Origin of the sequence: Novosphingobium sp. SG751A (assembly GCF_013149295.1) — a bacterium.
Taxonomy (GTDB): Bacteria; Pseudomonadota; Alphaproteobacteria; order Sphingomonadales; family Sphingomonadaceae; genus Novosphingobium.
Genome location: NZ_JABGCB010000001.1, coordinates 257,487 through 282,622, shown reverse-complemented (window position 1 = coordinate 282,622; position 25,136 = coordinate 257,487). Strand labels below are relative to the sequence as shown.

The 25,136-nt window shown below is 61.7% G+C and carries 23 protein-coding genes and 1 tRNA gene; 6 read left to right on the top strand and 18 right to left on the bottom strand.

Translation table 11 applies throughout. The features are described 5' to 3' along the window. Positions 1–58: 58 nt before the first annotated feature. Both FHW96_RS01555 and FHW96_RS01550 read right to left on the bottom strand, forming a co-directional pair. A complete protein-coding gene (locus FHW96_RS01555; RefSeq protein WP_172338793.1) occupies positions 59–199 on the bottom strand; it encodes a hypothetical protein in 141 nt (46 codons plus the stop codon). Positions 200–328: 129 nt separating this feature from the next. After that, positions 329–709, bottom strand: coding sequence for a copper resistance protein CopC (locus tag FHW96_RS01550; RefSeq protein ID WP_172338792.1), 381 nt, complete (start codon positions 707–709; stop codon positions 329–331). A 151-nt stretch (positions 710–860) separates the two neighbouring features. Here FHW96_RS01550 and FHW96_RS26075 point away from each other — a divergent pair, with 151 nt between their 5' ends. Genes FHW96_RS26075 through FHW96_RS01535 form a run of 3 tightly spaced genes read left to right on the top strand, consistent with a single transcriptional unit; the run spans position 861 to position 2,145 of the window. After that, complete coding sequence (locus tag FHW96_RS26075; RefSeq protein ID WP_172338791.1) at positions 861–1,124, top strand: hypothetical protein; 264 nt, start codon at positions 861–863, stop codon at positions 1,122–1,124. Further along, complete coding sequence (locus FHW96_RS26070) at positions 1,121–1,570, top strand: periplasmic heavy metal sensor (protein WP_172338790.1); 450 nt, start codon at positions 1,121–1,123, stop codon at positions 1,568–1,570. The genes FHW96_RS26075 and FHW96_RS26070 overlap by 4 nt, the downstream gene beginning before the upstream one ends. Further along, entirely contained in the window at positions 1,570–2,145 is a 576-nt protein-coding gene (locus tag FHW96_RS01535; RefSeq protein ID WP_172338789.1) for an RNA polymerase sigma factor, read from the top strand. The genes FHW96_RS26070 and FHW96_RS01535 overlap by 1 nt, the downstream gene beginning before the upstream one ends. A 6-nt stretch (positions 2,146–2,151) precedes the next feature. On the opposite strand, the gene FHW96_RS01530 is transcribed toward FHW96_RS01535, so the two are convergent. From FHW96_RS01530 to FHW96_RS01490, 9 genes are all read right to left on the bottom strand, one after another. Further along, positions 2,152–2,228, bottom strand: a tRNA-Pro gene (locus FHW96_RS01530). A gap of 377 nt (positions 2,229–2,605) precedes the next feature. Then, positions 2,606–3,100, bottom strand: a complete 495-nt coding sequence (locus tag FHW96_RS01525; protein WP_172338788.1) for a hypothetical protein — start codon at positions 3,098–3,100, stop codon at positions 2,606–2,608. Positions 3,101–3,282: 182 nt separating this feature from the next. Continuing rightward, entirely contained in the window at positions 3,283–3,582 is a 300-nt protein-coding gene (locus tag FHW96_RS01520; protein ID WP_172338787.1) for a hypothetical protein, read from the bottom strand. Positions 3,583–3,737: 155 nt separating this feature from the next. Continuing rightward, complete coding sequence (locus tag FHW96_RS01515; RefSeq protein WP_172338786.1) at positions 3,738–4,280, bottom strand: hypothetical protein; 543 nt, start codon at positions 4,278–4,280, stop codon at positions 3,738–3,740. Then, on the bottom strand, positions 4,277–4,879 hold the full coding sequence (locus FHW96_RS01510; protein ID WP_172338785.1) for a lysozyme: 603 nt from the start codon (positions 4,877–4,879) through the stop codon (positions 4,277–4,279). Before FHW96_RS01510 ends, FHW96_RS01515 begins: the two co-directional genes overlap by 4 nt. Further along, positions 4,863–5,105 carry a hypothetical protein gene (locus FHW96_RS01505; protein ID WP_172338784.1) on the bottom strand — a complete coding sequence of 81 codons (243 nt, stop codon included), beginning with the start codon at positions 5,103–5,105 and terminating at the stop codon, positions 4,863–4,865. The genes FHW96_RS01510 and FHW96_RS01505 overlap by 17 nt, the downstream gene beginning before the upstream one ends. Next, positions 5,092–5,349 (bottom strand): hypothetical protein, encoded by a 258-nt coding sequence (locus FHW96_RS01500; RefSeq protein WP_172338783.1) that lies wholly within the window; start codon positions 5,347–5,349, stop codon positions 5,092–5,094. Before FHW96_RS01500 ends, FHW96_RS01505 begins: the two co-directional genes overlap by 14 nt. Before the next feature lie 10 nt (positions 5,350–5,359). Continuing rightward, positions 5,360–5,599: a hypothetical protein gene (locus FHW96_RS01495; RefSeq protein WP_172338782.1), complete on the bottom strand. Its 240-nt coding sequence runs from the start codon at positions 5,597–5,599 to the stop codon at positions 5,360–5,362. A gap of 10 nt (positions 5,600–5,609) precedes the next feature. Then, complete coding sequence (locus FHW96_RS01490; protein WP_172338781.1) at positions 5,610–8,573, bottom strand: hypothetical protein; 2,964 nt, start codon at positions 8,571–8,573, stop codon at positions 5,610–5,612. Between the two features lie 511 nt (positions 8,574–9,084). On the opposite strand from FHW96_RS01490, the gene FHW96_RS01485 reads away from it, so the two are divergent. Further along, a complete protein-coding gene (locus FHW96_RS01485; RefSeq protein WP_172338780.1) occupies positions 9,085–11,007 on the top strand; it encodes an AAA family ATPase in 1,923 nt (640 codons plus the stop codon). A gap of 176 nt (positions 11,008–11,183) precedes the next feature. Here FHW96_RS01485 and FHW96_RS01480 read toward each other — a convergent pair whose 3' ends face one another. Then, entirely contained in the window at positions 11,184–18,053 is a 6,870-nt protein-coding gene (locus FHW96_RS01480; protein WP_172338779.1) for a hypothetical protein, read from the bottom strand. Between the two features lie 123 nt (positions 18,054–18,176). Here FHW96_RS01480 and FHW96_RS01475 point away from each other — a divergent pair, with 123 nt between their 5' ends. Together FHW96_RS01475 and FHW96_RS01470 are read left to right on the top strand one after the other, a co-directional pair. After that, positions 18,177–18,713 carry an NADAR family protein gene (locus FHW96_RS01475; protein WP_216650727.1) on the top strand — a complete coding sequence of 179 codons (537 nt, stop codon included), beginning with the start codon at positions 18,177–18,179 and terminating at the stop codon, positions 18,711–18,713. A gap of 112 nt (positions 18,714–18,825) precedes the next feature. Further along, positions 18,826–19,152 (top strand): NTF2 fold immunity protein, encoded by a 327-nt coding sequence (locus FHW96_RS01470; protein ID WP_172338778.1) that lies wholly within the window; start codon positions 18,826–18,828, stop codon positions 19,150–19,152. Between the two features lie 92 nt (positions 19,153–19,244). On the opposite strand, the gene FHW96_RS01465 is transcribed toward FHW96_RS01470, so the two are convergent. From FHW96_RS01465 to FHW96_RS01440, 6 genes are read right to left on the bottom strand one after another with little or no spacing between them, the layout of a single operon-like run. Next, positions 19,245–19,532, bottom strand: coding sequence for a HigA family addiction module antitoxin (locus FHW96_RS01465; RefSeq protein WP_172338777.1), 288 nt, complete (start codon positions 19,530–19,532; stop codon positions 19,245–19,247). Between the two features lie 12 nt (positions 19,533–19,544). After that, a complete protein-coding gene (locus FHW96_RS01460) occupies positions 19,545–19,862 on the bottom strand; it encodes a type II toxin-antitoxin system RelE/ParE family toxin (protein ID WP_305849666.1) in 318 nt (105 codons plus the stop codon). A 31-nt stretch (positions 19,863–19,893) separates the two neighbouring features. After that, positions 19,894–22,020, bottom strand: a complete 2,127-nt coding sequence (locus FHW96_RS26630; RefSeq protein ID WP_172338776.1) for a M23 family metallopeptidase — start codon at positions 22,018–22,020, stop codon at positions 19,894–19,896. A 1-nt stretch (position 22,021) separates the two neighbouring features. Further along, on the bottom strand, positions 22,022–22,594 hold the full coding sequence (locus FHW96_RS01450; protein WP_216650726.1) for a hypothetical protein: 573 nt from the start codon (positions 22,592–22,594) through the stop codon (positions 22,022–22,024). Then, on the bottom strand, positions 22,594–23,055 hold the full coding sequence (locus FHW96_RS01445; RefSeq protein WP_172338775.1) for a hypothetical protein: 462 nt from the start codon (positions 23,053–23,055) through the stop codon (positions 22,594–22,596). Before FHW96_RS01445 ends, FHW96_RS01450 begins: the two co-directional genes overlap by 1 nt. Next, complete coding sequence (locus FHW96_RS01440) at positions 23,048–25,135, bottom strand: hypothetical protein (RefSeq protein ID WP_253950672.1); 2,088 nt, start codon at positions 25,133–25,135, stop codon at positions 23,048–23,050. Before FHW96_RS01440 ends, FHW96_RS01445 begins: the two co-directional genes overlap by 8 nt. Position 25,136: the final 1 nt, after the last annotated feature.

Here is a 25,136-nt window from a genome sequence, read left to right as displayed (position 1 = left end):
CGGTCAAGCCGTGATACAGGGCCTGTCCCTTATTCCGGCACGCTGGGCAGAATAAAACTCAGCTTGGGCAGGTGCTCGGTAAAGTCATATTTCCGCGCCCCTCGCCATGGATCAGCGCAAGATGTTTGGCGCGCGAGGCGAGTATCGTCGCCCCCATCGCCGCGCACCCCAACGCGAACAGCGGCAGTTTCATCATCATGCGGCCCCCTTCAGCAAGGCCGCCAGACGGCCCTGCGTTATGACGAGCTTATGACAGAAACGCACATTACTTTGCCGAAATTGATAGGTCTGGCGGCAGAGTGTCGCGTTGGGGTGGGTCTTCTCGGTATTAGTGCGTGTTGAAGGTCAGCGCGCCGTCGGCCTTCTGTGCGCTCTTGTCGGCCACATGCCAGCGCGCGACATAGGTCCCCTCGGACAGCGGACGGGCCAGTGTGGCGACCAGCGACCGGCCATCGGGCGAGACGGCGACCTTGACGCCCGCCATCTTCATCGGATCATGATGGTCCATGCCGGGCATGCCGGTCATCATCACATCAACGCCCGATGCTGCCGGATCGACCGCTTCGCTGAAATTCAGCGTGATGCGGGTGATATTGGCGGTGTCGCTGCCTTCGGCGGGAGAGGCCGAGGTGAGCGCCGGGGTGGCCATAGCGGGCGTGGCAATAGCGGGCGTGGCAATAGCGATCAGGGGGAGGATCAGGAAACGCATGGGCAAATTCTCCACTTGGGGATAGGCATGTTTGAGTGACACATGGACCGATACGCATGGCGCGGCGCTGTCCCTCGCAGATATGGTGAGGGGTGGGGCAATGCGGCGCGTATAGAGGGCAAGGTCAGTTGCGAAAGGCGAGGCAAGGATAATGGTGCAAATCGACGATCTGCTGGCGCAGCTGGGCGCGGCGGGCCCCGATCCGCGGCTGGAGATGATCGAGGCGGCGGTGCTGGAAGGCGCCGAACGTGCCCGCCAACCGGCGCTCTCGGCGCCGATGCTGGCCGGGATTGCGGCGCTGGCGTTGGTTTCGGGCGCTTTGGTGGGTGGAGGCGCCGCGCGGCGCGCGCCGGCCGATCCGCTGGGGCAGGGCTTGGCGCTGGCGCCGTCCACCTTGCTGGAGCGGGCGCTGTGAACCGCAAGGGTTCTTTGCTTCTGGCGCTGGCGCTGGGCTTTGTCGGGGCGCTGGGCGGGGCGATGGTGGGGCGCATGATGCCGCACGGCGCGCGCGATGAAACCGCGCTGCACCAATTGCTGCATGACGAATTGGCGCTCGATGCATCGCAGCAAAAGCAGATCGCGGAAATGAACGCCCGCTTTGCCGTGCAAAAGGCGCAACTGGTGGTCCAGCAGCGCGCGGCCAACGCCGACCTTGCGGCGGCCTTGCACGATGAACATTCCTATGGCCCGCGCGTGGCCGCCGCCGTCGATCATGCGCATCATGCGATGGGCGCGCTGCAAAAGGCTACGCTGGAGCATGTCTTTGCCATGCGCGCGGTGCTGCGCCCCGATCAGGCGGCGCGCTTCGATGCCGGGGTTGCCCGGATGCTGACGGCCACGGAGGCGGATCAGCCCCGCTGATGCCCGCACCCGAAGCCTGGAGCCCGGAAGCCTTGAGCGATGGCGATCTGGCCGCGCTGGCGCTGGGCGGGCGGCAGGCGGCCTATAGCGCCTTGCTGCATCGCCACCGCGACGCGGTGTTCCGCATCGCGCGCGCCTCCTGCGGTGATGAGGATGCCGCATTGGACATCACCCAGCAGAGTTTCATCAGCGCCTTTGCCGCGCTTGGCCGCTATGACCAAACGCGGCCCTTTGCGCATTGGATCGCGCGGATCGCTCTGAACAAATGCCGCGACCGGGCGCGCCGCCGAAAATTGCGCGCGTTCTTCTCCTTCGCCATGCCCGAGGATCACGAGCCCAACATGCCCGATCCGGCGGTGGGGGCCGATGATGTTCTGGCCGACCGGCAGGAACTGGCGCGCGCTATGGCCGCCATGGCGCGCCTGCCCGCCTCGCAGCGCGAGGTTCTGGTGCTGCGCGGGGTAGAAGGCATGGCGGAGGCCGAAGTGGCCGCTTTGCTGGGCATTACGGGCAAAGCGGTGGAAACGCGCCTTTATCGCGCGCGGCGAGCGCTGACGGAGATGCTGGAAAATTAAGGGAAATGGTCGGGGAGACAAGATTCGAACTTGCGACCCTCTGCTCCCAAAGCAGATGCGCTACCAGGCTGCGCTACTCCCCGACACCGCCACGCCCCTAGAATTGCTGGGCATTTAGCGCAAGGGGAAAAAGACAAGAAGGGCAGCGAAAGGCAGAACGAATCGGGGACATGCACAGGGAGTCCCGGAATAGTCCCGAACTGGCCCGGCCAAATCCACATTGCCCTGACTGACCTCGGCACCATCCGTAAAAGGTCTGCCGAGCCGTTTGATGGGGAACCACCTATGTCCGTGCAGACCTGACCGACACCACGGTTCTGTGCGCCGTACTGGCCGACATTCGGGCGGTGACAGGTGTGGGCATGGGGCCGGGCCTGACTGAACTGGCGCAGGCGATAAGGGGGCGGATGGGGTAGGGGGCGGTTTACCGGGGAGGGTTAGGGAGGTGGGGCTTTGCGCCTTAATACTTGTCGTTCAGCGCAGCCCTCAACATCGCGGATGTCCGCCATGCTTGAAAAGTCAGCCAAAGCCCGGCAGCAGCAAGCGCCACTCCAACAATGCCCAGAGCATATGCATCCCAATGTCCGGGCGCGGACCTAGCTGACGGCCCAAGAGATGAAGCAGCGACAAACAATGTTCCCATCGCGCACGGAACCATGAAGCATGCAGGCAACAGCCAGTTTTGGCCGAGAAACTGGTTTGTTCGTTCGATGTGGACCGCCTTGCCAACCATTCCTGTCGCATCGCGCATATGGCCGACCACGGTTATCTTATCTCCCTCCGCGATGGGAAACGTCTCCTTCTGGAGAACGCCGAACTGGACCTGATATTCAATGGGCACGCTCGTAACCGTAAAACGACCGGTATGAATCGAGCCGTATTTGCCCCGCGATTCTCGTGTCACGTTCAGGTTCTCGACCACGCCGGACAGGATCTCTAGCTTTGCCATCGTCATCTGGTAACACGGTCGCATTAAGATCGTTTTACGAGATTTGCCGCTAGCTTGTTCAGCAGAGCAATGAATTCGCCCAGCTTGTCATGATAGGCTGTGGCAGACCCAACGTAACCCATGCGGCTTACATTACTTCATTTTATCATTCTTCGACCCCTATGTGATTGGATCAAGCTAACTTCGGTCTAAACTGCCGGGCCACATTGCGCTCCCCCCCGCCTGAACTCCACCATGCCTTTGCCCCTTAAGGCTGATCCCACCCGCAACCACATCGCCATTGGCGGTAATGTCGCCGGTGGCGCGGACCGTTTCCGCGTCCAGCGTGAGGTGGTGGCCTTGATCGTGGCCGTGGCGCCATCGGGCAGGGTGGCGGCCAGATGGTGGGTTTCGGGATCGTAAGACAGGATCGCGCCATCGGCGAAGGCGATCAGCTCGGCCAGCGTGTTGGCGGGGGCCGGGTTGTTGTCATTGTTGAGGCTCGGCACTATCGCTCAGTTAAAGCTGATCTTCGCGATAGTGTCGGGTTGATTGTATAAAAAACTCATATAAAAAGATGGTCTCGGTTTGGCCGATTGAGCCATCGGGATCGCATGTGGCGGTGTCTGCGCTGGGGGGCGCGGGCACCGCCATATCATTATGCCTATTCGCCGATCCCTTGGCCCCAATCATGCGCGGCGCGCGCATAGGCCCAATCGGCGTCACAGGTCAGCCAGTCGGAGCGGGTGATCCAGACGCGGGAGATGTCCGCCATGATGGCGTCGGGGGCGGGGCTTTCAGGAAGTGCGGGAGGGTCGGCCTGAACGGGGCCGGGGCGATGGGGTGTGTTTTGGCGCACCCCGTGATCAGCAGCATAGGCAGCAAAGCGGCCATTGCCGCCAGCGGCAAGCGCGGTGTGGTTCGTGTCGGCATGGGCGGCATCCTTGTTCGATTGGGCATTGGCGGCGCGTGCGGCCGCCAAGATGCGGGCGTTTTGAGCATCCCATGAGGTTTGGGTCTGGTGCGCGATCTCTTCCCAATGGTCGGCGCGGCGGTGCTGCAGTCCAGCCGCCGCCAGTGCGAGGATGGCTGTTGCCGCCCAAGCCCGCGCAGGCGTGGCGGTAATCCAGCGCAGGAGCGCCAGCGGCCAGCGCCAGAGCGAGCCGGTGAGCAGGGAAAGGGCGAGGGAGAGGATCTTGCGGATCATGCGGCATCCCTCAGGCAAATCGCCTGCTCCCTTTTGCGGCGCGCGACGATGCCGGGCACGACGCGGCCACCGGCGCGGTTGAACCATGTGAGCGAGGTGCAGGCCCCGCGGATATTCCCGGCGTTGATCCGGCGGCGCATGGTCGAGCGGCAATAGGTTGGCCAGCCCACATGATGGCCCAGACTGAGCGCGGCATAGCGGACATTATCCCGGCGCGGGATCGAGAGGGCGAGGCCGGGCGTGCAGGCCATGATATGCGCGCCGTCCGCCGTCAGCCGGTCCACCAGCATTTGCGCGCATTGGGCCTCGGTGAAGCTCTTGCCCACCTTGATGCCTTCGCCGGTCAGCCCGTCGCAGGCGGTCGCCACGCCGATCATATCGAGGTAGACTCGCAAATACTGCTTGCCGCTGATATTTGTGATCGTGGCGGTCCCGGCTTGAGGCGAGACGGCGACCGCCACCTTGCGCCCGCTTTCTTCCTTGGGCACCTCGGTCAGCACCAGTTGCGTCGTGGCCGAGCCGATCAGGGCCAGCAGCGCCATTATCGACACCACCACGCCGCCGCGTTTGGGCTGGGCGGTTTCAGGCAGACTGGCCATTGGCCTTGCTCCCTTGCTGGATCAGCCGCGCCATGGTGGGCGCGGCAAACACCACCAGCCCGGCCAGCGCCGAGGCGGCGGGGCGCCATGGTTCGGGCACATAGGCCACCAGCCCGGTCAGGATCTGGGGCTGGGCGACCAGCGCGCCCGCCACCACACCGGCCAGCGCGGCCATGCGCACCGACCACCAGCGCCAGCACGCGCGCGCATCATCAACCAAGGTCATCGGATTGCTCCTTTTTGCGGCGCAGAGGGTTGCTGATCCAGCCCAGCTCGATCAGCTTCTGCACAGCGGTGAGGCAGACCACGACAAGGCCGCCCAATTGGATGAGGTGAGGCAGGGCCTCCCAGAAATTCGCCAAGGCCATCACCATCAGGGCAAGGATTGTGTCCCACCAGCCGCGCGCATGCGGCGCGGCCAGCGTTGCGGTTGCCAGCGCGGGGGATGGCAGGGGCGAGAGGTCAGCCATGGGGCACGGCTCAGGCCACATTGCCAAAGACGCTGAAGGCCAGCGGCCCGGCGATCTGGCCTTCCTGCCAGCCCAGCGTGCCCTGAATGGTCAGGGTGACCGACTTGTCCTCGGGGATGGCTTCGAGCTGGCCGAGGATGAAATCGGCGCAGGTCTGCGGGAAGCTGGGGTCATTGGCGGGCCGCGCGGCCAGATCGGTGCGGGCGTCTTTCATCAGGCCGGAAAGCGAGAAGGCGAAGGGAGTGGACATGGCGAAGCCCTTATTTGGTGCGGTTGAAAATGGGGGCGTAAACGCGGAAAACCGTGTTCAGCGTGACGCCGCTGGCGTAGTTGATGTTGAGCAGCGGCCAGAGGTAATCGGCGGTATTGTGGAAATAGGCCGCGCCCTCGGTGAGCGTGCGCCCGTAGAGGGCGAAGGCGCTGGACGGGGTGAAGGCGATGCCGCGCTGCACCAGCAGACCGTCCGCCGCGCTGTAGCTGCCGACCTGCATGGTGAGCTTGCCCGACGAGCCGTCGTAACCGGTTTGCGTGGTGGCCGCCGAGAAATCGCCGCTGATGATGCGGACGGGCCAGATGCAGCGATAGTTGGAGCCTGCCTCATAGCTCATGGATTTTTGCGGGGCCGGGCGCAGCACCCAACCGCCTGAGCCGGTGGTGGTGCCGGTGTGCGAGAATTCGGTAAAGTCACCATATTTGTCGGTGCCGACCTTGGTGACGGTGATGGTCGCGCCCGACGGGGTGCCGCTCATTGACCAGCCGCTCGGCAGCGTTGCCGCCGCGCCGCCGACAAGGCGACGGTTGGCGGGCTGGACACCGCCGAAGCGCGTCAGGGCCTTGTCGCGCCCGGTGCGCCCCGTTCCCTTGGTAAGGATCATGTCGCCCATGACAAAGGTGTCGGCGCTGCCCGCCACAATGCCGCTGCCATAGACGCGGAACTGCCACGAACCGGGATTGGCATTGGGGGCAAGGTAGAACGGCAGCATCAGCTTGGCCGGTGAGCCATTGGCCGGAAGCGGGAAGGTGCGCAGGAATGAATAGTAGCTGTTCGAGGTGTTCACGACATCGACCGTCACATAGGACAGCGTGTTGGCGGCGGCCTTGGAAAGGCTCACCTCCAGGAACATCGGCCCGCCCGCCCCGGCATAGGGATCGGTGAAAGCCAGCAAGGCCAGGCCGGTGACAGCCGCATATTCATTGGTGCCGTAAGGATCGGCCACGGCCACCGAGGTCGTTCCCGAAGCATAGGACAAATCATAGCCGGACAAGCCCACCGCCACCGGAACCACCAGCGGATCATCGCTGACAGGGAAGATCGGCACGGAATTGATATCGCCAAGCCAAGCCCCGCTTCGATCCTCAAGGCGGCCAACCGGAACATTGGACAGGGCCAGCGGGATATTCGATGCCGTGTCATCCAATTCAAAGCGGTTGTTATTGTTCGAATAGTTGACGCTTCGCCCGTTGGGGAACTCGATGAATTTGCTCAGCGTGCCGCCAACGAACGTGTTGCCGCGCCCATGGAAATAGCGAACATCGTTCACATACGAGCGGATGAACGGCGCATTGAACGGCGAGGGATTGCCTACATGGTTGTCGAAAATCTTGAAGCCGGAAATCGCACCGGCGCTGTTGGTGGTCGAGGGCGGATATTGCGAATTGCTCCCGCCGATGGAGGTGTCTTCATTGGCAATCAGGATGCGCGGCGTGGGATAGGCGCTGTTCATCAATTCGCCGCCAAAGCGGTTATTGAAGACGAACGAATTGTGGCCGCTGTTGGTTTCCACCCCGTTGGCATTCGGCTTGAGCCAAATGTCAGCGCGGGTGCGCGGAACAGAGCTGTCGTTGCCGCCCTGAAAATAGCAACGCTGGATCGTAACATGGCTGCCCATGTAAGGGCCGATGATGATGTGAAAGTGATTGCCGCCCATGTAGCAATCTTCGATAATCGTCTGGTCGGCCATGCCGCGCCAGCAGATGCCCACCGTTTGCAGTCCGGTCGGCATCCCGCCGCCAAAGCGGCAATTCTTGACGTGCAGCGCGGGGCTGTCCGATGCGGCATTCTGGATCGCGCATTCGGTATATTTGTGGAAATCGCACCGCGTAAACTCGACGCGCCAGGACACATTGGTGCCGGTATTGGTGTTTTTGTAGGCGCCGAGGCCGCCGACGAAAATGAGCCCGTCCATGCAAACAGTGGTCGGGTTGCCGGATTGCACCATAAAATACTGACCGGCAGGGATGCGGATCACAACCGTATGGGGGACGCGCGCCCGAATATTGATGGGCTTTCCGGCATAGACAAAGGCACCGGCATCATAAACGCCCGGCTCCAAGACGATGCCCACATCGTTGAACACCGTATCGCCTGCGCCCAGAGGCAGCGCGGCAGTCCCTTGCGCATAAGCCATGGCAGCGGCAAGGCCCGCCTGATCAGCCACCGCATGCGCGCCGTCACCATAGGCCCCGAAGTCGATGGTCGGGACAGCCGAGCGGTTTTTGAGCCGGTCAACATAGGGCTGGGTCGGGATGACGCCGAAGAGCGTCGAGGCCGTGCCTGAATTTTTGGTGTAAATCAGGATTTGCGTGCCCGACAGCACGGTATATTGCCGCGTTGACAAGAGGCCGCTGTCAGCCTGCGCCGCTGCCGTGCTGGCGTACAACGGATAGGGCAGCGTGGCAGCAACGGCCCTTGTGCTGGCCAACACGTCCTGCGCTGCATCAACATAGGGCTGAGCCAGCGGCTGGATCCACTCCTGAGGGTCTTGCGGATCGGCATCGCCGTCCTCCCCGAAAGTGAAAACTTTTCCGGCCCGGTCGCTGGAGGCGGGCAGGCTGATGCCATCTTCGCCCATCGGAACTCGGACCGACCGAGCAATATCGCGGGCCAAAGCCTGATCGCGGAGCGCACTTTCGTCATAGCCCCGGTTGACCGGATCGGCCAACCATGCGGCTCCATCGGCAAATTCGATGTCCTGCTTGAAGGACGGGGCAAGAACCGGCTGAATGACTGTGCCAGCGGGCGGGGCTGCAATGAACAGCACCGTGCCAATCGAAGGGGCGGCGCCAGCCATAGCAACCGAGAACGCCGAGCGATTCTGCTCAACCCCATCGACATAGACTGACACCTGGTCGCCGGTCAGGACCTGAAAATCGAACGGGAACGCCGTGACCACCCCATCGCCATAATAAGGGCCTGAAATGGCATTGGTCGTTCCGATTGGCATGTTCGCGCGCTCCTTGCCCGGTGGGCTTACGGGGGGAGCGGGCGGGCTTGAATCGCGCGGGGGTTAGGCGGCTTTGATCAGGTTCGGTGGGTGATGATCGTGGCCTTTTAGGCCTGATGGGGGAGGGCGGTCATTTGCTCTGGTCGTTTTGCTGTGATTTATGGGACATTGGTGCCGGTTGGCGCGGCAACTGGCAGTGTCTGCTTACGCCGAAAGCAGCCGTTCGGATCTCGTGAGGCTGTGCGGCGGAACCCGCCGACAAAGCCGACGCTGCCGACGCGAGTTTGCTCTCCCAATAGCTGCCGTTCAGCGATTAGCTCGTTAGCGATCCGACTGTGAGAATTGGATAGTCCAGACCACAGACCCCCATCAGGGCGGCGGCAAAAGTCGTAGCCGGCGTAAAAATCCGTGGGGCTTTGCCCGTGGGGGGCAAGTCCCCCCGCCCGCACAATTATTCCTTTTCTTCGCGCACCCACTGTATAGTCTCGGTGCAGCTATTGAAGGGACACAAATGCTTCTCCGCAGGATTGCCATTGAAAATGTGCGCAGCTTCCTTGAGCGCCAGGAAGTGCTGTTTGATGGGCCTATCACGATCATCATCGGGCCAAATGGTGGTGGCAAAACCAACCTGCTGGATACCGTTGTCATCATGCTTCGGCGCTACCTATTGGCGACCAGATACTTGATGCGGGTTGATCACGGCGATGGAATTGAACGCTACAACTTAGATTATAATCAGAATTTGAATCAACTCGCATTTCCCAAGCATACATCCGGCCTCGATAAGCAGCAGTATGTGGAGATCGAAGTGGAAGCTTCCGCCACAGATCTGGAAAACATGAAGCGAATCAAGGAACAGGCAACCGAGATCGTCACGAAAATAGGTAAGACTCTGATCCAAGACCCTTGGAAAATCTCTGGGCAATGGGACATTGCAGCTATCAATGCTGGCGAACGCTTCACTTACATCTGGCGCAATGGCAGTTTGGAACCTGCAGCAGACCAGCACTCGAAGCACTTTTTAGAGTATCTCCAGCTTTTCGAAATCGACAATATGACGCGGTCGGATCTGAAACTAGCCTCGCTTCAGATGCCGATGGTCTATCTTCCCGTCAACCGTGCGAGTGTCCAGTTCCAGTCTTCGATCCAGCTTGCAGGCTACAATGACCTCGAATTCAAGAAAGGAACCGATGCAACAAGCTCGCGCACTGGCACGAATATCATCCAGCTCGCGGTGGGCCGTCTTGCCGGAAAGTTCCGTCTTCTCCAGGAAGAAGATAACCAAAGCGCTAAGATGGCATTCTACAGCGATCCCAACATCAAGGCGCTAACGGCCGACCTTAAAAGCTTGGGATATGATTGGAAGCTCAAAACCATCAATGCCTTGGCCAATCATTACGATATTGAGCTGGAAAAGCAGGGCTCAAAATTCCTCGTCAGCGAAGCATCGTCCGGTGAGAAAGAGCTGCTAACCTACCTGTTTGCTGTTTATGCACTGAATGTCAGAGATGCAGTCATCGTCGTTGATGAGCCCGAGCTGCACCTGCATCCCCGTTGGCAGCGTTCCCTATATCGGCTCTTCGAGCGACTGTCGGTATCCACGGGCAACCAATTTGTTTTGGCGACGCATTCCCCGACATTCGTATCACCCAAGTCGATCCAATATGTTTCGAGGGTTTACAGCGACGCACAGCGTAGCCGGGTAATCAGACTCAACTCAGCGGGCCTTCCGAATGCCAGGCATTTGTTCAATGTCGTCAACAGCCAGAACAACGAGAGTATTTTCTTCGCCGATCGCGTACTATTGGTGGAAGGTCTGAGCGATCGAATTTTTTTTGAGAAGGTTATCGCTCACCTACGCCCCGATCGGGACAAGGGCGCGGAAACGCTGGAAATCGTGAGCGTAGGCGGAAAGGGCCTTTTTGCTGCCTATGCTCAATTGCTCGAAACCTGCAAAGTGCCCTCAGCAATGATCGCGGATCTCGATTACATCGAGCAAATCGGTGACCAATCGGTCAAGGGATTGTTTGTCGTCAATACCACTGAGATCAAAAAGGATGTAATTGACAATCCTAAAAGTACCGACGGCAAGACACTTGTCGATGCGATCGAGACAGCTCTCGCCACAGGCTCTTGGGAGAGCGCCAGCGGTCTCTGGACCTACATCAAGTCAAAGCGGGTCAAGCTTAATCCAGCTCTCACGGATGAGCAAAAGGCTTGTCTTGAGACTTTTCTCGCACGAAAGCGCACGGAAAACGTGTTCGTTTTAGGCCTCGGTGCGCTCGAGGATTATCTGCCCAAGACATTCAAATCCAAGGACGTGGAGAACGTCATCAAGCTTCTGGACCTCGATGATTTCTGGGAGCAATTGCCAGAAATCGCGCGAATGGAACTGACGGTGATCGTAGATACTCTGCTCCCTCTGCCTGTCTGAACGAAGGGCTATTTTCCCGCGTCTAAACCGTAAACTGGAAAGTATCTAACCTCCAACAGGCCGGACGTGCAAAAAGGGCTTAAGCGGATCAACGAATGACCGGTGTCGTCAGACTACGACGTTCGCGTCTTTGGAAGCGAATGTCGCAAATTGGTCGAAACTTGCTATTCCGCCCCCTAGCGTTCCCTCTCCGCCCTCCCTGTTGAGAGCCCCCGCCAAACCTCATACGCCGACTGCGGGTGCTGATCCCCCCGCGCCACATCGACAAGGAACTGGATCGAACTGGCCACCTGTCCCGGCACAAGCCCGGTCACATAGCCTGCCGTTTCCAGCAGATCCTTGGTCGCGTGCTTGGTGGGCTCGCCGCGCGCCAGATTGCCCAAGTCGCCCGCCGATTGCTCAAAGGATTCGGCGGCGCGCTGGATAGGCGTCATGCCTGAGCTATACGCCTTGCCCTTGATCGCCTTGTTCCATGCAGGCTCAAACACATCGCGCGCAAAGGGGATGGGGCCGATGGCATTGGCCAGCAGCTTGCGCATCGTCCATTGCAGCCACCATTCGTCATCATCCGGCCCGGCGTTCCCGCCCGCCACCATGCGCAAAACCTCGGTGAGCAGGGGCGGCACGATCAATAGCCAGAAAGCCCGCGCAACCAGCTTAGGCGTTGCGCGAGGTTGGCGCGCATCCTTGCCGCGCACATCGCGGGCCAGCGTCCTTTCGCGCTGATACATGGCCGAGAAATAGCTGTAGAAGGTGGTGAACAGCTTGAGCGCTTCGCCATGCTTCCCGGTCCCGCGCTGGACGGCGGCAAGATCCTTGGGAGACCCCGCACCTTGCGAAACGCGCACCGCCTTATCCCCGGCATAGGCGGCATCCTCCTCGGTCATGCCCTGCGCCAGCGCTTCGTTATAGGCCGCGATCCAAGTGGGAACCGCCACCGCGCGATCCATCATGCCGATGCCGTGGAAGAAGAGCCGCTTGCCATCCTGCAACGCCTGCGCGCTCTTAGTCAGCGCGTTGGTTGCCTCGATCTTGGCCAGTTCATTGCGCAGATCCCGGTCCAGCGTGTCCATGCGGTGACGCATTTCGGCCGAACGCTCAAAGACGAAGCGGGCAGTTTCGATAGGCGCCTTGTAGGTCTGGGCAATCGCCTTGGCCATGGCCGCCTCGCCCACCACCTCAATCGAGTTGGAATAACCCGCAAGCTGCGTCACCATAGTTGTGATGCGCAGGCCCATGCCGACAATCGTGGCATTCGTGCGGGCCAGCGCAAAGAACCGCCCCATGCCCTCATTGCCCGCGCGTTCCATCGCCCAGCTATTGGCGACAAACTTGACCCATGGGCGAAGCTGGCGCCGGATCTGCTGGCCCAGCGCATCGTCGATGGCGGATGACACGCGCCGGTTAGACAGGAATTTCCAAGCCTGCATGACCGCCTCGCGGTGCGTCAGATCGTGGATCACCTCGCCCAGGTGCCGCTGGATCACGCCCAGGTCGAGCAGGATCGGCTCGGACACCTTCTGCGCGCGGGCTTTGGTCGCGCCCGCGCGCGTGGTCGCCTTGGTGGCCATCGGCTCAAGCAGGACGCTTTCAGGCGAGGCGCTGCGATCCTCGGCCATGCTCGACAGGCTGCTGTCATAGATCGCCGGATAATAGCCCCCGCGCATTTCGCCATGCGGGGTGGTGAAGGCGCGCGGCTCCACCTTTTCCGGCTCAACCCCATTCACGCGGCGCTCCAGCGCGGCCATTTCCGGCCAGAGCGATTCAATCCTGTCCCACACGCCCTGCACGAATTGCCATTCCTCGGCGCTCAGCGTGTCGGTCAGGAAGGCCTCAATGGCCCCGGCATTCCAGCCATAGCCATCGGCAAGGCGCTGCATGTTGCCCTCGTTGCCGATGTTCAGCGCCATGGCGATCAGCTTGTGGCGCATGGGAGAATAGGGCTTGCCGCTGAACTTGTCGAAGAAGGGCGTTTGCACCTTGTCGGCCCAGCGCGAGACTTGCTCGGCCGGGATTGCGGCGAACAGATCGCGGATGCGCCCCATGTAATCCTTCTGCATGTCCTGCGCGCGGCCCTGCGCAGCCGAAATGGGGCGGAAAACGATCCGGTTGAACACGCCGTTGGGATCGCCGCCATCGAGCCAATCAAACACGGTTTCCATCTTGAGCAGCGATGCATCCGCGCTCAGCACCTTGCCCTTGAGCGCATCCCACCAGCCTTGCTCTTGCAGTCCCTTTGGCGCGGGCCCCTCGATGCTGCCCGCCGCCGCGATGGCCTCGGCCACCACCGCATCAAATTCCCGCTCTTCCTGATTGTCGAGCAAGGTCTGTTTCAGGCGGCCAAGGTGCATGACCTGCTTGACCGTTTCATCCAGCCCCAGCAGCCCCTCAACCGAAAGGCGCGTCCAGTGCTGCCCCTCCAGCGTGGCGGCATAGCTGTCCGGCACAACCACATCATGCCCCTCGGCGCGCCGGTCCTGCGCCCATGCCTCCCATTTCGCCTGCCGGTCGATGGAGCGCTGCGAACGCGGGCGCAGATCCACCGCTTCAAGCAGGTCTTGCGCGCGTTCGAGATAGTCCTGATCCACGCTCTTGGAGGTCTTGGCGGTCGCCACCTTGGCCATGCGTGCCTGCGCCGCCTGCACCTCGTCCATGGCCTCCTTGGCCTCGGCCAGAAGCGCCGAGGCAATCATCTGCTGCTGCTTGGCGCGGAAGGCTGCTTCCCGGTCGCCTCTCAGGAATGCTTCTTCCGCCGCGCGCCCGGCCTTCTGCACCGCGCGCGTGTGGCGCTGTACCGCTGCCGGGCTGGCCTCCTGTGCCACCGTGCCGCCGCGCACCTTCTGCCGCGCCCAATCGCGCGCCAATCGATAGGGCGTTGGCCGGTTGCCGGTCGAGCGCGCCAGCACACGGACCTCCGAAGCGATGACTTCTCCCTGCCGGTCGCTGTTGATCGCCTCCATGGCCTCGCGCTCGATAGAGCCGTCATTGAACGGATCTTCACCCCAGCGCCGCGCCATTTCTTCATCGGCCGCCGCGTCGATCATCCGCTGGCGCATGGTCCGCTTGTCGCCGCCCTCGCGCGCCTGGCGGTGGTCGGCTTCAAGGCCAAACAGGGCTTCGAGCATGGCCCGGCCGCTGTCAAAGCCCGCCATTTCGGCAATCATGTCGGGATGGGCGCCGCCCGGCTTGTAGAGCGGAGGCACGCGCTTGGGCATCAGATCGACCGCATCAAGGCCAAATTCCCCTTGCAGCCATTCCTTGCTGATCGGGTCGGCCTTCATCAGTTCCAGCGATTGCAGGATGGGCGACTGCATCAGTCGGTCAGTTTCCTCGGCCACAACTTCGCGGCGCTCGGCTGCATAGCGGGCTTCCTCTCGGCGGCGGATCGCCTTCATGGTCTTGGCCAGAAGATCGCCGCTGGCCTTGTCGCGCGCGGTCTGGACCTGCGCGGAATAGGCGGTAAACTCGGCCCCGGCCATGCCCGCCTGCGCCGCATCCTTGAACAGCGGGTTCAGCGCCAGCCTTTCACGCGCGGCGCCGATTTCCTCATCGGTCGCCAGCAGGCGGTCGAACACCTCGCGGATCTCCGGCGTGATGGGCGAACGCAGATCGGCCACCGTCTTGTAAATCGCCAGCAGCCAGGATCGGAAACGGTCAAACATGCCTTGCAGCGCAGAGGAGGGGGCCTTGCCCTCCATCAGGTATCGCTCACCACCGCGCGCGAACAGTTCATGGGCATCAACCGGGATCACGCCATCATCGCTGATCGCGTGGCCATTGGCGGCAAACCAGTCCTGCACCGCCTGCCAATCCGCCTTCAACTGATCGGGCGCATCGGCGTGCAGGGCATCGGCCCGCAATTCCTCAAGCCACTGGTGGCTGATTTCATGCAGCAGGGTGGAGAGATTGCGGCTCTGAAAAAGCTGGATGACCGGGCGCTGGCCGGGGGTGAAGATGATGCGCCCGCGCGGGCCGGTGTCCTTGGCTGCCTTCCCGCTTTCGATCTCCATATTGAACACGGGTGAGGATTCTGGTAATTGCTTCAGCGCGCTACCCGTTTCCTTAAGTCCGGATTTGTTGCCGGGGGCTGGGTCGATTCGGGTAGCGTTCTCCGGAATTACGTGATCGTAGAAGAAGGTGCCGTCCGTCGCCTCGCGGATGGTGACGCGGACATACCGGTCCTTTCCCGCGATGTTCAGGGCGCCGCCGATCTGGTGATAGGCCTTGATGGCGTTGCCCTCGGCCGTGTCATAAGATGGCCGCGACGAAAGCAGTTCTCCCTTGGCGATCAGATCGCGCAGGCCAGCCACCGCCAACAGTTTTTCACGATCAGCGGTGAAGCTGAGCATCTTCTTGGGCGATGCAAAGGTCACATCCTTGCCAAGGGCCTCGCTGCGAACCGATGTGCCGCGCAGATGGGCGGCGAACCAATCGCGTACCTTGGCGCGAAGATCCTTCGTCGGCGTGGCCTTGGGGGCGATTTCCTCGCCGGTTATTGAGGCGATGGGTTTGGTGGATTGGTCATAACCCGCGCCAACCGCCTCAGTCGAAAGCTGGTTGATCGCCGCGCGCAATTCCGCATCGCTCATGCCTTCGGGGTCAAGCCCGCGCTCGGCCAGAAGCTGCTGCAATTCCTCGGCTGCCGCGCGCATGGGGTCGGTCTTGGCCTCCTCGGTATAGCGCGCATTGCCGGCAAGTTCCTCGCCAATCGCATCGAGGAGCATCTGGCTGTCCAACTGATCGACACCGGCCTGATCGGCCATACCCTGCAATTCGGGGAAATAGCCCGCCTCAATGGCTGAGCGCAGGGTGGTGTCCAGCCCATAGTCGCCCGCGCCGGTCGGCCCGCCCATGCTGGCCTGCCGAGGATCGAAATCGCGCAAGATCTGCTTGCGCCCGCGAATGGGGGTGGGGCGGGCAGGGCGGCCCTTCTTGTCCTTCTTGCCCGGCGCAGGCGTCCGCAAATGCCAGCTATCGAGCCCCATGGATTTCAGATCGCCGCCGCTGTCATTCAGGCCGCCGCGCTTGGCGATCCATTCCAGCAGGCTGTCGCCCTGCTGCACCGTGGCGGGCTTGCCCTTGCGCATGGCGTTGATAACCATGTCGGTCGCATCGGCCTTGCGCGCAGCGGCAAGGGCAGGGGGAAGAACCTGCTCGATCCGCGTGTCAAACTCCAGCCCGGTCAGTTCCTGCCCCAAGCGCGCCGCCCGAACGGCCTCGCGCGTGGCAAAGAGTTCGGCATGAACATTTGCCAGATCCGGGGTATAGCCCGCATCCATCAGCATCTTGCGGACACGCTCGACAATCTGCTGACGCGCGCCGTCCTGCTGGGCGTTGCCCTCATCGACGCGGGCCAGAACATCATCCAGCTTCTGGCTGATCGTGTTCCGAAATTCGGCGGCCTCGCGCGCTGACATGCCGCCCGGCGCAAGGCGCATGTCATCCTTGAGCGCCCCCCAAGCCGAAGTGCCAGGCAGGGCGCCAAAAGCAAACTCCACCGGCAGCACCAGATCGCCCCCGGTCTGCACCGCCTCGGCCACATCGGCGGCAAACTGGCGCAGGGGGTCGGTGTATTGGTCGTAGCTTTCCGACTGCATGTAGGCCTGCGCGGCCTCGCCCGGCACGAACACATGCGACACGCCGCTGCTCTCGCCCACGGAGCGTATGAGGTCCTGATAGGCCTGCGGGTCGAGCTTGCGCATTGAGGATTGTTCCGCCGCCCGGCCAAAGGCGTCGATGGCGGCCGATGCGGAAAGCGCCTGATCCGCTGCCAGCAGATCGGGCGCCGCCGTCTTGGCGATCCGGCGCATCCCGGCATCGACTGCCTTTTCCAGCCCGCCAATCGTGATGTTGGACAGGCCCCCGGCAACAAGCGTTTGAACAGCCGTGGCGGCCATGTCGCCCGGCAGTTTCTCCAGAAATGCGGAGAAGGGCTTGTCGCGGTTTTCGGGCATATAGGCCCATTGCGTGAAGTCCTGCGCGATGGTCGAAAACTGTTCGCCCGCCTGCTCGCCAATCTGGCTGCGCAGGAACCGCGTCAGGATCGAGCCACCACCTTCCATGGCCCGCAGGAACGAAAGGTCGCCCACGTATTCGCCTGCGACTTCGGAGGCGCTATCGAGCAGCGCATAGGTTGCCGCCGTGCGATAGGGCAGGCCCGCATCGGTCGCCTGATTATAGGTCTGACCGCCCTGAACAATGCCCCCGATGCCAGCGCCCAGCGCCGCCGCTCCCTTCATGCCAAGGCCAAGGGCCCGGCCCGTCATGCTCGTCCCCAGAGCCAGCAGCGTTGAAGGGAAGTTGCTGATGCCGCCCAACACCTGATCGGCCACCCAATCCCCGGTCTTGGGCATAGCGCGCTTCTGATAGGCCTCTGCATTCTGCCGCTGGCTGTTGAGCAGATCGCTCGCGCTCTGCCAGCCAACGCCATCAGCCGCCATTCGGCCAAAACCGGCTGCGCCTGAATATAGCCCCGCAACGCCTGCGGCCAGTGCCGAGCCGGAATAGGGCGCAGCGCGGCGCAAGGCTTGCCGCGCCGTTGCATCGCCCATCAGCGCCGCCGTGCCCGCCATGAACGGCGCAGCTACGCCCGCCGTTTGGCTCCCGACGTCTGCCCGGTCGAAAGCATCGAGCCCGGCGCCAAAGGCCAGTACGGGATTATAGGTTTCCTTGAGAACACGCCATGCCTCGCCCATCACGCCCAGCGATGCATGATCGCCCTGCGCCACCGCCGCCGTTCGCGGGTTGTTGGCAAGATGTGCGCCAATGTCGGGGTGATCCCGCGCGACCTGCACCAGCGCCTTGGTCTTTTGCGCCTGAGCGGCTTCGGGCAAAAGGCCGTCGATCTGGGCGGGGGAAACGCCCATTTGCCGCGCCAGCGTGCTGGCCTGCGCTACCTGTTCCGGGCTTTGCGCCATCATCAGGTTGGATCGGATGCGCTCGTCCCGCTCTCGCTCCATCGCGGCAATCAGCGGGTCTTTATCCTGCTGCTGGACGGCGGGCTGGGGTTGTTTCCACGGCTGGAACGGGATGATCTGATCGGGCATGGGGCAGCGGTACGCCGCGATGACGCGGTATTGAATCGCGTCCTTCGGCACTATTCAGCAAAAAATGCCATTTCGGACACGGTGCTTTTGCGGACCTTGGTTTTGTCGGCTATGGATTTAGGCATGAACGCTGAAGAACCACAGTTGATGCCGTCACTGAGTAAAACCAGTTTGCCTGATCCCTTGGACTATTCCGAATTTGTGCCTTTCATCAAAGGGGTTTTCAGTCAGTGGCATCACACACCCTTTCAACTGGACGGGATGCGGTTTGTAACGGCCGAACAATGGATGATGCACGCGAAGGCGCTGTTGTTTCACGACCTTGACGTAGCAGAGCAAATTGCCGCCGAAGTTGATCCGGCTGCGCAAAAGCGACTGGGGCAGCAAGTTCGAGGCTTTGACCAAGACCTGTGGGATCAATGGAAAATCAACATTGTCTATCGCGGTAATCTTGCCAAATTTTCCCAGAATGAAGGCGCCAAAAGGCAACTTCGCACCACAGGAAACGCCTTGCTTGTCGAGGCCAATCCCCGTGACTGGATTTGGGGCAACGGGCGAGAGATCGATTACCCAGGCGGGCACTCGCCAACTGTTTGGCGAGGTGAAAACCTGCTCGGCCTAATATTGACCAAGGTGCGTATGGACCTGCTGGGGCATTGACGGAACGTCCGCTCCCCCACCACAATTTCGACGAAAAACGCCTTTCCGGACACGGTGCTGTTGCGGACGTTCTTTCCCCATGCCAAATAGCGCTTGAGAGCAGGGGAAGCGAGTGAAGAAAATACTCTGGGCATCAATGTTGCTGCTACCGCAAACAGCGCAAGCCGAGCCTGTTGAGTGCAAGAAAGCTGTTTCGCTCTATCAACCTGAGGGCGGCGTCATCCCTTCAGATGCTATCGCCAAAAATATCGCGAATACATATCTTAGCGAGGTTTATGGCGCACAGACAATTCGAGCGGAATTTCCCCTTACCGCAAAAATTCAAGATGGCGTTTGGACGGTGGAGGGTAATCTTCCGCGTGGAAAGCTTGGTGGCGTGGCAGTCATTCGCCTCTGCCGACGTAATGGAACAGTTTTGAGTATTATTCACGAAAAATAGCGTCCGCTCCCCCTAACTTCTCTGACAATCAGGCGGCCTTCCGCGCTTCCCGAAACCAGTCGCTCATTCAGCACCGAACTCGCCCACGCCGCTTAGGCAGCGATCAGCGGCTCAATTGCCTCAATGCCCTCAACCTTCGTCATCAGCAGGTCATAGTGGGTCTGGAGATTGAGCCAGAACTCCGGCGTCATGCTGAATACAGCGGCCAAGCGCTTGGCTGTATCAACGGTCATTGAGGTTTCGCCCGCGCAAAGACGCTCGATCCTCGTGCGAGGGACATTCAGGCGCTTCGCCAGCGCCCCGGCGCTGATCCCCAATTCCTCCAGAAATTCATGGCGCAGAATTTCACCGGGATGGACCGGCACTTGCAGCATGGTCATAGCGGTGTCCTCTTAGTGATAGTCAACCATTTCAACATTTTCAGGACCATTATCGGTCCAAACAAAGCAGATCCGCCACTGGTCGTTGATCCGGATTGAATGCTGCCCGTCTCGATCACCAGACAGCGCCTCAAGCCGATTGCCTGGCGGCGAACGCAGATCGCTCAATTTCACGGCAGCCTCCAGCATGGCCACCTTGCGAACCGCAACGCGGAACACGTCTGTCGGGAAGCCTTTGCCGGGTTTACCGGCAAGCACTTGCGGTATCAGATCCCCGATGACGCTTTGTATCATAAGGTGATACGTATCACCACGCGATACGATACACAAGCGGTTTATGGCAAGAGCGGCGGCCCCTTGCTCACTTCATTGGCGCGCCCGCCTGCTCCTTGCGATACCACGCCGCCAGTTCGTCGTCAGTCGGATCGCGCCGGAATGTCTGCCTGAACGCAGCGCTGACACGCTCTCGTCGGCCAGCATCAATATCGCCTGCCTTCACATCGTAAACTGGCTTTTCGCTGCGGCCAAAGAGGCCGGTCATCCCAACCGGGCGGGCTGCACGGCGGGCAATGTCAAACCATTCGGTATCGCTGGGCGGCGCGCCCTTCTTTTTCACCAATTCATCTGCCTGCGCCTTTATGGTTTGCAGAACGGTCGCCCGCTGCGCGTCCTCCAGCTTCAAACCGTTGAATGAGGTATACCAGCCAAGCGCCTTCGAAGAATCCGCATAAGGGTCCCAGCTTTGCGGTTTGCTGGCCTGCTGTCGCATACGGGCCTGATCCAGCTTGAGGCTGGCAAATTGCGCGCCCGAAACCTTGCCCATGTATTCCTTGCCAATATCGGCCTGCAGGAAGGCGGATGGCTCATCATACATGCGCAACTGCGCGTTGAGATAGGCTGTGTCCTGCGCCTTGCCCACGGCTGCATCCGACTCGGCCCTTTGCGACCGGGCCAGATCGCCGCGCAATGACGCCGCGCGCCCCGGCTCCATGCGAGAAAGCAAGGCAGACGGGACAGCATCGGGCGGTGGGTTCTTTCCGCCGTGGCTGGCCTGATAATTGCCGACCCATTCGGAAACCTTGTCCGTGGCATCGCGATACTGATCTTCCAGCGCCGCCCGGTCCACCGAGGCGATAGAGCGCGCCTGATCCTCTGCGGTCCGGATGCGCCCTTCGCTCCAGCCCTGCTTGGTGCCATTGGCACGGATGCCGGTAATCCAGGCATTCAGATCCCAATTGCGCGGCGCATCGGTCCCGCCGATCACCTTTTGCGCCCCGGCCTTGCCGCCCATCAGGCTTGCGGGATCTACGTCATTGCCTGCCCCATCTTTCACGCGCAGATGGACGTGCGGCCCGGTCGTATGGCCGGTCATGCCAATCGTGCCGATCACGGTTCCGGCTTCGACCTGCTCCCCCTTCTTGACCGATTGCGCCCCAAGATGGGCATAGGAGGAGATATGCCCATCATCATGCTTGATGCGGACATAGAGGCCGGATCGGTCATCCTGCGCCACATCGACCACCACGCCGCCCGCCATCGGATGCACGGCGCTGCCCGTGGGTGCGGCAATATCCATGCCTGAGTGCGTTTCAGCGCCGCGCTTGGCGCCAAAGGGCGAAGTCACTTTGCCATCAACTGGCATAGCAAAGCCGCTCCCGCCAGAGGCCGCCCCGGCGCCTCCTGATGCGGGAAGGGAGGCAAAAGCGTCCATTCGGCCCTGATGCTCCAGCAACGGCTTCTGTAGCGTCGAGAACGCGCGGTTGCGCTGGTCGAACGTCATTTCATCGTGATGCGCGTCGAAAATGGTCTTGGCCATTTCCACATCGCCAGACCCAAGCGCGCTGCCAATGGCGGTCGAATAGACGGAGCCGGTTGCCTCGCGCACCATCAGCCCAGCGCCATCGCCCGCACCGGTAAAATCAGCATAGGCCTGAGCCGCCGCACGGACCTTGCCCAAAGCGACGCCGAATTTTTCCGGGTTGCCGAAAAGAGGGCTGGCCTCGCTCTGAGCAAGGTCGAGTTCGCTTTTCAACGCCCCGGCCCGCTCGACCTGCGATTGCTTGAGCGCATGGCCAAAGATCGCCTGCTGCCCATCGGCAAACACCGGCGCGATGCGCTCCTGCAACAGCGCGGCCATGCGCGGGTTGGCGGCCTGCTTCACCAGGTCATCACGGTATTGCGTCAGGCCGTCCAGCGCCGCCTGCTGTCCGCTGCGCGCATTGCCGCCCATCAGCGCGCTAAAGTCGGTCTTGATCGCATTGGCCTTGGCGGCAAAATCCACCGCCATCTTGCGCGCCTGGGTGTCGTCGTTCTGCGCGTTGATGTGGTCCTGCATTTCGGCAAAGGAGCCCATCGCCTGACCAAACTGCTGCGCGCCCGCCGCAAGAGCCCCGCCGATGCCGCCCCGGCTGTCCGGCGCGCGGAACCGCGCCGTGGTGGGCTGAACAGGGCCGACTTGGCCGGGCTGATAGGTTGGGATGTGCGGCACGTTAGAACCCCCACCCAGACGCCGCACCATTCGTCACACGAATGCCGCTTGCCGCCGACCGGGCGTTGTTCGCCAAATTTATACCGGCCTTCAGCTTGGAATATTGCGATGCCCCGCCCAGCACGGTCCCGCTCATATCGAAGGCCCCCTTGAGCAGAGACGCGCCCGCCTCTGAGCGCTGTGAAGCTGCCTCGGCGCTATAGTTCGCCGCGTTGATGTCGTGATTACGCACCGCCTGAAAGCCCTGCCGATAGATCCGGTTGGCGTCCTCGGCGGCCAGCATGTTGGTGTCGCTCACCGTATCGGCCGCAGTCCCGAAATCGACCGACACGCCATTGCCCGCAGCGCCGACGATCTGTTGACCCTTGAGCTGGGCCACCTTGCGGTAATGGTCGAGCGCGGCCTGACGGGTGTTTTCCTGCTCGGTCTGCGCCGCCTGCATTTCCAGCGTGGCGTTGCGGTCGGCAATCTGCGCGCGATAGTTGGCCATGCTGGAGGCCTGCACGGCGCCGACGCCTGTGCCGATGGCCGCTGTTGCCGCAGCCGCGGCGGTAAGCGTGAGGGGATCGCACATCAGCCTGGCACCTTTTCAAACGGATAGAACTCAACCCCGGCGGACAAGATCACCTCCCTTCGCACTGAAAAGCCCCACCGCTCCAGCAAGCGGATGGCCTTGGTGTTGTGGACCGACACTAGATTGCGCAGGGTCAGCGTTGAATCGCACAGGCGCTCGATCAGGCCCGGCCCCCACGCCAGCAATTCCCGGCCATGGCGATAGACCTCATCCGTGCCGAGGAACCACGGCACCGCATCGCCGGTCAGCACCGAATTGACCACCACGCCGAACATCGCCGCAGGGCGCCCATCGACCAGCGCCGTCCACGCCTTTGCACTGTTGGCCAGTCCCACGCGCAGCGCGGTCTTGGGCTCCCGGCCAAAGGCGCGGCATTCCAGCGCATCGATGGCGCGCATGTGCCGCACAATGGCCCCGATATGGGCATGGCGGGCCGGAACGATGGTGACGGCCCTAGCCATTAATCACCGGATCGTAGGCCACGCCCAGCAGCGTGAAGGGCAGGGGGGCGGTCTGCTCGATCCTGACGGCCGCATTGTCCGAAACCTTATTGTCCATGTTGACGGTATATTCGCCGTTCATCAGCTCGTCGGGCTGGGCATAGGCTTCGGTCATGCGCGATTTGACCATGAACAGATGATCCGCATCGATGCCGGCAAGGATCTGGCGCGAATTGCGCAGGATCAGCACCGCCTCACCGACATTGTGCGACCGCCCCACATTCATGCCGATCCCTTGCAGATTGGCGCGATAGGGCAGGGTTTCGACGGCCACGCGATAGGGGATGCCAAAGCAAGCCTTGCGGCAGGCGGGCAGGGAGGTGGGCAGCGTCACCGCGCCATCGGTCACGGTCAGACCCGTCACCACAAAGCCATCGGCAACCCCGGCAATATCGGTTCGCCCGTTCAGATGGTCGAGGCCGGTAAAGGTGCGGCGAGGCTCATCGAAGGATGCCGAGACGGCGCAATCGACAAAGCAGGTATCGGCCACATCGCTCCACCAATGCGAGGCCATGCGCTCGACGAAGCGCCGCGTCACTCCAGCGATTACGCGCTCGACGATCAGATAAACCCGGTCCTCGCCATCCTCAAAGATCGAGCAGACCGACTTCACAAGCCCGTCCGTCTCGCACAGGGTCCAGCCCCACACGTTCTGCTCCTGCTCCCATGCAAAGCACAGCAGCGCACCATCCTCGCGGGCGGCCCAGATCAGAGAGCGCGGCTCTTGAGCATGGCACCATGACACGATGCGATGTTGTTCAAGGAAATGGGGCGAGAAGATTGAGACGTCATTGGTCTTGAGCCCATCAATCGAGAAGTCATAGCCAATCGTGCGGACGGCTGAACCGGCAGCAGGCGTGTAGAAAATCACGTTATCGACCAGCAGCGGTTTCAGGCGCGAGGCGCTGCGCCCGCTCTGGCGCCGCACAGAGGGCGCAGAGGCCGCCGAGATCGCGCCGCCTTGTCCATCCCCATCGACCGACCAGATCGCGTCTGAGGTCAGCGCCACAAGGCCCGAAGTGGCCACCACATGATTGATGGCGTTGACCTTGCCCCCGGCGATGGCCAGCGAAAAGCAGTCATCGGCCTGTAGCGGGCGCGACCGGTCCATATTTTCCATGCGCCCGGTGCGTGAGCCCCAGATGCCATGCGGGACATTGGCGGTTCGACCCCAGACGGAGCGCTGCTCAAACAGCGTGACCGAGGAGGGATAATCCCCCGCGCCGGGGAAGGGGTTATAGGCCTGAGGGGGCGCCTCATCGAGCGCGGGCCCGATGTTGTTATCCGTGAACCACAGCTTTTCGGTCGTACCGATATAGCCAAACCACTGGCTTTCATCAGCCTTATAGACTTTGTAACGGCTCGCCCCGTCCACCGCTGTCCATGTCAGATAGTTGTAATTGCGCTTGAGGCTCAGATCGTTCTGAACCTCGATCGATGCGCTGGCCCGGCTTTCCTCGCCGGTGTCGTCATTGACGGCGGTAACGACATAGGTCTGGCGAACAGGATAATAGGCCGCGCCGCTGTTTCCTTGGTCCTGATTGGGGATGTAGGCGGTAACGCCCAGGCCGGTCGGCGCTGAAATGGTTGGCGCAAAACTGACCCCCGACACCGCCCAATCGGTGTTGCCGCTGCGGGTCAGCTTGCTTGGCACATGGTCGATATGGGCCAGATAGACCGTATCGGTGGTTTGCTCATAATCCAGATCGGCCAGTTCAGAGGCGGCATAGGGCGAGGGGCATTGATAGGGCGTGGTGCCATCCAGAACGCGCCCGCCAAAGGCGCAGGGCGAAACATAGTGGTTGCCCCATTCCAGCGCATAGGCCTGCGTCAGCGAGAACTGGAACGGCATCAGGCGATTGTCGCCGCTGGCGTCGATGACCTCGGCCACAAGCTGGGTGCCGGGGCGTTTGCACACGCCGCCATATTTCAGAACGAACACATTGAGCACGGTTTTCAGGCCCGACTGCCATGCCTCCACATCAAAGCGGGCATAGAGGTGGGGGCGCGATTTCGCCGCGGCTGAAACTGACCTGGCCAAC

Excerpts from the sequence above, each read along its gene's own strand:
- FHW96_RS01555 (WP_172338793.1), bottom strand. The coding sequence starts at position 199 with ATGATGATGAAACTGCCGCTGTTCGCGTTGGGGTGCGCGGCGATGGGG.
- FHW96_RS01550 (WP_172338792.1), bottom strand. The coding sequence starts at position 709 with ATGCGTTTCCTGATCCTCCCCCTGATCGCTATTGCCACGCCCGCTATT.
- FHW96_RS26075 (WP_172338791.1), top strand. The coding sequence starts at position 861 with ATGGTGCAAATCGACGATCTGCTGGCGCAGCTGGGCGCGGCGGGCCCC.
- FHW96_RS01535 (WP_172338789.1), top strand. The coding sequence starts at position 1,570 with ATGCCCGCACCCGAAGCCTGGAGCCCGGAAGCCTTGAGCGATGGCGAT.
- FHW96_RS01525 (WP_172338788.1), bottom strand. The coding sequence starts at position 3,100 with ATGACGATGGCAAAGCTAGAGATCCTGTCCGGCGTGGTCGAGAACCTG.
- FHW96_RS01515 (WP_172338786.1), bottom strand. The coding sequence starts at position 4,280 with ATGATCCGCAAGATCCTCTCCCTCGCCCTTTCCCTGCTCACCGGCTCG.
- FHW96_RS01510 (WP_172338785.1), bottom strand. The coding sequence starts at position 4,879 with ATGGCCAGTCTGCCTGAAACCGCCCAGCCCAAACGCGGCGGCGTGGTG.
- FHW96_RS01505 (WP_172338784.1), bottom strand. The coding sequence starts at position 5,105 with ATGACCTTGGTTGATGATGCGCGCGCGTGCTGGCGCTGGTGGTCGGTG.
- FHW96_RS01500 (WP_172338783.1), bottom strand. The coding sequence starts at position 5,349 with ATGGCTGACCTCTCGCCCCTGCCATCCCCCGCGCTGGCAACCGCAACG.
- FHW96_RS01495 (WP_172338782.1), bottom strand. The coding sequence starts at position 5,599 with ATGTCCACTCCCTTCGCCTTCTCGCTTTCCGGCCTGATGAAAGACGCC.
- FHW96_RS01490 (WP_172338781.1), bottom strand. The coding sequence starts at position 8,573 with ATGCCAATCGGAACGACCAATGCCATTTCAGGCCCTTATTATGGCGAT.
- FHW96_RS01485 (WP_172338780.1), top strand. The coding sequence starts at position 9,085 with ATGCTTCTCCGCAGGATTGCCATTGAAAATGTGCGCAGCTTCCTTGAG.
- FHW96_RS01480 (WP_172338779.1), bottom strand. The coding sequence starts at position 18,053 with ATGCCCGATCAGATCATCCCGTTCCAGCCGTGGAAACAACCCCAGCCC.
- FHW96_RS01475 (WP_216650727.1), top strand. The coding sequence starts at position 18,177 with ATGAACGCTGAAGAACCACAGTTGATGCCGTCACTGAGTAAAACCAGT.
- FHW96_RS01465 (WP_172338777.1), bottom strand. The coding sequence starts at position 19,532 with ATGACCATGCTGCAAGTGCCGGTCCATCCCGGTGAAATTCTGCGCCAT.
- FHW96_RS01450 (WP_216650726.1), bottom strand. The coding sequence starts at position 22,594 with ATGTGCGATCCCCTCACGCTTACCGCCGCGGCTGCGGCAACAGCGGCC.
- FHW96_RS01445 (WP_172338775.1), bottom strand. The coding sequence starts at position 23,055 with ATGGCTAGGGCCGTCACCATCGTTCCGGCCCGCCATGCCCATATCGGG.